Source organism: Kitasatospora sp. NPDC036755 (genome assembly GCF_040636595.1).
Classification (GTDB): domain Bacteria; phylum Actinomycetota; class Actinomycetes; order Streptomycetales; family Streptomycetaceae; genus Kitasatospora.
Genome location: NZ_JBEZUT010000459.1, coordinates 1 through 5,200 on the forward strand (window position 1 = coordinate 1; position 5,200 = coordinate 5,200).

The following is a 5,200-nucleotide window of genomic DNA, read 5'->3' on the forward strand; positions in this document are numbered from 1 at the left end:
GCCGCTCTTGCGGTCCAGGTGCACCCGGGCCCGGCGGCGCGAGCCCTCGGTGCGGTGGTACGCGGTGAGGAGGGCGCTGGCCGGGCGCCCCGGCTCCGGACGGACCGTGCTGGCCGCCCGCTTCGCCCGTACCGTCGCCGCCTCCTACCCGGACGGCGTGCTGTTCGTCCGGCTGTCCGCCCCGGACGGCGGCCGGGTGCCGCCCGCCCGGGCCGCCCGGCTGCTGCTGGAGCAGCTCGACCCGCAGACCGCGGTGCCGCTCCCCGGGGCCGGCGAGGACGGGCGGGACGAACCGGGCTGCGTGGCGCTGCGCGAGGCGCTCGCCGGGCTGCGGGTGCTGCTCGTGCTGGACGACGTCCGCGACGCCGGGCAGGTGTGGCCGCTGCTCGCCGACGAGCCCGGGTGCCTGGTGCTCGCCACCACGGCCGGGCCGCTCACCGGGATCGAGGACATCGACCCGGTGATCCTCGGCGGGCTGGACCGGCAGGCCTCCGGGGAGCTGCTGGCCGACCTGGTCGGCGGCACCCGGATCTCCTGCGACCCGGTGGGCGGGGCCGACCTGGCCGAGGCCTGCGCCGCCCGGCCGGCCGCGCTGCGGCTGATGGCGGGGTGGCTGCGGGCGAACCCGAAGATCGCGGTCACCGAGGCGGCGCGCGAGCTCAACCGGGTGGTGGGGGAGGAGACGGCGGTCGCGGGGGCTTCCGCGGAGCCGGCCGGTGCGGCGAAGGAGAAGGAGAAGGGCGGGGCACCGAAGAACAGGGAGGGGGAGCGGACGGCGAAGCCCTCCCCGGCGAAGCCCGCTCCGGGGAGCCCCGTGCAGGGGAGGGCGGCCTCGGGCGGCCCCGCGCAGGGCCGGGCCGGCGAGCCCGCCGCGACGGCCACGGCCGCGGTGGCCGAGTCGGCCGGTGACCCGGCGGCCTGGGTGAAGCCCGGCCCGGAGCCGGCCGAGCCGGTGCCCGTGCCCGACAACGATCCGCTGCTCGGGGCGTTCACCCTGCTGTACCGCGGGCTGCCGGCCGCCCAGGCGCGGATGCTGCGCACCCTCACCCTGGCCCCGGCGCAGACCGCCGACCCGCGCACCGCCTCCGCCCTGGTCGGCTGCCCGGTGCCGGACGCGGCCGTGACGCTGGCCGCGCTGGCCGAGCGGGAGCTGCTCGGCGAGGAGGCGCCGACCGCCGACGGCACCCCCCGCTACCGGGTGCCCGGGCGGCTCTACCCCCGGCTGGTCCGGCTGCGCGAGCAGGAGGACCGGCCGGCCGAGACCGAGCTCGCCCGGGCCCGGTTGCTGGAGCGGCTGGTCCGGCTCACCGAGTCGGCCCGCGCGCTGCTCGACCCGGCGGCGGGCCCGAGCCCGGAGCCGCTGCCCGCCCCGCTGCGGCTGCGCTCGGCCGAGCACGCCCGCGAGTGGCTGCTCGGCGAGCGGGAGCTGCTGCTCGGCGCGGTGGCCGACGCGATCGGCCAGGGCGACCTGGACGGTTCGGCCGGGCGGCTGGTCACCGCGCTGCTGCGGACGCTGCCGCTGACCGGGGCCGCCGCCCCCACCGACCTCTACCGGCTGCACGAGCTGGTGCTGACCGTCGCCGAGCGCAACGGCCGGCCGCGCCGGGCTTCGGCCGCGCTGCTCAACCTGGGCGACCTCCAGGCCTCGGCGGGCCGCTGGGATCCGGCCGCCGTCCACTACCGGGCCGCCCTGGAGCACGCCCGGAAGGCCGACGACGAGCCGCTCTGCGCCAGGGCCCTGGAGAGCGCCGCGAACTGTCACCGGGCGCTCGGCGACGCGGTGCGGGCCGCCGACTGGTACGGCCGGGCGCTGGGACTGCGGCAGGCGCTGGGCGACCACGCGGCCGAGGCCCGGCTGCTCGCCCGGGTGGCCGAGGCGCACACCGCGCAGCGCCGCTTCGACGAGGCCGACCGGGAGTACCGGGCCGCGCTCGCGGTGCTGCGGCGGCTGGGGGACGAGCGGGGCCGGGAGGCCATCGGATCCGCCCTGGCGGACCTGCGGGAACGCGTCGACGCCGGGTGGTGATGGGCCCTTTCGGGGGTATTGTCGAAGATGTCCGGTAGTGACGTCTTTGGCGGGTAAGTCGCAGGGGAAGCCTACGAACCTGCCAATGCGCGCGGGAAAATTATTCACTTTGGAAGGCTGACACGCCGACTGGGCTTCATTACACTCGGACTCAGTCGCGCAGCGATCCCCGCCCCGGGCTGTCCCGGAGGCTTCCCCACGTGCGCGTCGCCCACCGGTCTTCTCCGGTCGGGACCCCCATGGCAAGAGGACGTGTTCAGTCGTGAAGGTCGGCATCCCCCGCGAGGTCAAGAACCACGAGTACCGCGTGGCCATCACGCCCGCCGGCGTGCATGAGCTGGTCCGCAACGGGCACGAGGTCTACATCGAGGACAACGCCGGTCTCGGCTCCTCGATCCCGAACGAGGAGTACGTGGCCGCCGGCGCCACCATCCTCCCCACCGCCGACGAGGTGTGGGCCACCGCCGACCTGCTGCTGAAGGTCAAGGAGCCCATCGCCTCCGAGTACCACCGGCTGCGCAAGGGGCAGACCCTCTTCACGTACCTCCACCTGGCGGCCGACCGGGCCGGCACCGACGCGCTGATCGCCTCGGGCACCACCGCCATCGCGTACGAGACCGTGCAGCTGTCGAACGGCGCGCTGCCGCTGCTCGCCCCGATGTCCGAGGTCGCGGGCCGCCTGGCCCCGCAGGTCGGCTCGTACCACCTGATGCGTCCGGCCGGCGGCCGCGGCACCCTGCCGGGCGGCGTCCCCGGCACCCACCCGGCCAAGGCCGTCGTCATCGGCGGTGGCGTCTCCGGCTGGCACGCCGCCACCATCGCCGTCGGCATGGGTTACGAGGTGACCCTGCTGGACCGCGACATCAACAAGCTGCGCGAGGCCGACCGCATCTTCGGCACCAAGGTCAAGACCATCGTGTCGAACTCCTTCGAGCTGGAGAAGGCCGTCCTGGAGGCCGACCTGGTCGTCGGTGCCGTGCTGATCCCGGGCGCCAAGGCCCCGAAGCTCGTCACCAACGAGCTGGTCTCCCGCATGAAGCCGGGCTCCGTGCTCGTCGACATCGCCATCGACCAGGGCGGCTGCTTCGAGGACTCGCACGCCACCACGCACGACGACCCGACCTTCAAGGTCCACAACTCGGTCTTCTACTGCGTGGCCAACATGCCGGGCGCCGTCCCGAACACCTCCACCTACGCGCTGACCAACGCCACCATGCCGTACGTGCTGGAGCTGGCCAACCGCGGCTGGAAGGACGCGCTGCGCCGCGACGCCGCGCTCGCCAAGGGTCTGAACGTCCACGAGGGCCAGATCACCTTCCCGGCCGTGGCCGAGGCCTTCGGCCTGGAGTCGGTCTCCCTGGAGAGCGTCCTCGCCTGAACCCCCTGACCGCCCGGCGGTCGTTCGCCCCCGACCCGATCACTTCGGGCCGGGGGCTTCGCCGTGCCCGTGAACGGCGGACGGATCGGGTTCGTCGCTCTGTCGTCAATGTCTGTCGGTCACGTCACCCGCCCGCAGAAACGTTGGGGCCGGTGACCCTCTCATCCCTTGACAGCAGCCCGCTCGATAGTCGACACATCCTGCCGACTACCGTGGATTGTGTTGCTGCGAACGCCTTGAACGGCCTAGAGTCGCAAACCGTCGGCATGCTGCCACGCTGACGAATCGACATAGAGTCCTGGATGCCCAAGGAGGTAAGACGACTTGTGAATGAGTCGACAATTGCTCCCGGGGGTGGTCAGCCAGGACTGGCGGAGCTCACCGCCGGCCAGCCGAGTGAGGAGCCCGGGGCCCGGCAGCCCTCCGTGGGCTCGGCCGAGGTCGGCTCGGTCGCACTCCGTACCTTCGAAGCACGCCAGAACACAGCACAGGTGACCACGGTGACCGATCACGACGCCGACTTGGCGGCCTACGGCCTGGCCTACGGCGAGTTCGCCTACGGCGCCTACGACGACCCGGACGCCGAGTACGAGCCGGACCCGGAGTACGCCGCCACGCTGGCCCCCGACGCCGCGCGCCAGCGCCGCGAGCGGGTCGGCCCGACCGGCCGTCCGCTGCCGTACTTCCCGATCCCCGCGCCGGTCGGCGAGCACGGCCCCGCCCAGATCATCGCCATGTGCAACCAGAAGGGCGGCGTCGGCAAGACCACGTCGACCATCAACCTGGGCGCGGCACTGGCCGAGTACGGCCGCCGGGTGCTGCTCGTCGACTTCGACCCGCAGGGCGCGCTCTCGGTCGGACTCGGCGTCAACCCGATGGAGCTCGACGTCACCGTCTACAACCTGCTCATGGAGCGGGGCCTGACGGCCGATGAAGTGCTGCTGAAGACGGCGGTCCCCGGCATGGACCTGCTGCCGTCCAACATCGACCTCTCCGCCGCCGAGGTGCAGCTGGTCAGCGAGGTGGCCCGGGAGTCCGCGCTGGCGCGCGCACTGAAGCCGCTGCTGCCCGACTACGACTACGTCATCATCGACTGCCAGCCCTCGCTGGGCCTGCTGACGGTCAACGCGCTGACGGCCGCTCACAGCGTGATCGTCCCGCTGGAGTGCGAGTTCTTCGCACTGCGCGGTGTCGCGCTGCTCACCGAGACCATCGAGAAGGTGTGCGAGCGGCTCAACCCCGAGCTGCGCCTGGACGGCATCCTCGCCACCATGTACGACTCGCGCACCGTGCACAGCCGAGAGGTGCTGGCGCGCGTCGTCGAGGCGTTCGGCGAGCACGTCTTCCACACCGTCATCGGGCGGACCGTGCGCTTCCCGGAGACCACCGTCGCCGGCGAGCCCATCACGACGTACGCGACCAACTCGGTCGGTGCCGCCGCCTACCGTCAGCTCGCCAGGGAGGTGCTCGACCGGTGCCGCCCCGCCGAGTGAGTCTCCCGGGTGCCGACGAGCTGTTCCGGACCACGGGAGGGATGGCGCTGTCGCCCTCCCTCGCGCCGCGTCCGGCCGCCGAGGCATCCAGACCGGAGACCGCGCGGACCGTCACCGGCCAACCGGACGGCACCGAGGGCGCCGCGTCCGCCCAGGGCGCCCAGGACGACCGGCAGGTGACGCCGGAGCAGCAGGCGGGCGCCTCGGTACCGGCGCCCGCGCAGCGGTCCGGCACGGCCCCCGGGCCCGCCCCCGCCGCAGGCGCCGCCGCGGCCGGGAAGACCGCCCCGGGCGGGCGTGGCA

Annotated in this window: 3 protein-coding genes and 1 pseudogene; all 4 read left to right on the forward strand. The window is 74.0% G+C overall.

Annotated features, from left to right (window positions below; translation table 11 throughout):
- A partial coding sequence (locus AB0E96_RS37885) for an ATP-binding protein (RefSeq protein ID WP_359830916.1) occupies positions 1–2,026 on the forward strand: 2,026 nt, incomplete at its 5' end.
- Positions 2,027–2,288: 262 nt separating this feature from the next.
- Complete coding sequence (gene ald, locus AB0E96_RS37890; protein ID WP_359830918.1) at positions 2,289–3,404, forward strand: alanine dehydrogenase; 1,116 nt, start codon at positions 2,289–2,291, stop codon at positions 3,402–3,404.
- Between the two features lie 326 nt (positions 3,405–3,730).
- The gene (locus AB0E96_RS37895) at positions 3,731–4,897 is read left to right on the forward strand and encodes a ParA family protein (protein ID WP_359830920.1); all 1,167 of its coding nucleotides are present in this window, start codon (positions 3,731–3,733) and stop codon (positions 4,895–4,897) included.
- Positions 4,898–4,938: 41 nt separating this feature from the next.
- A pseudogene (locus tag AB0E96_RS37900) lies at positions 4,939–5,200 on the forward strand (hypothetical protein); the annotation flags it as partial.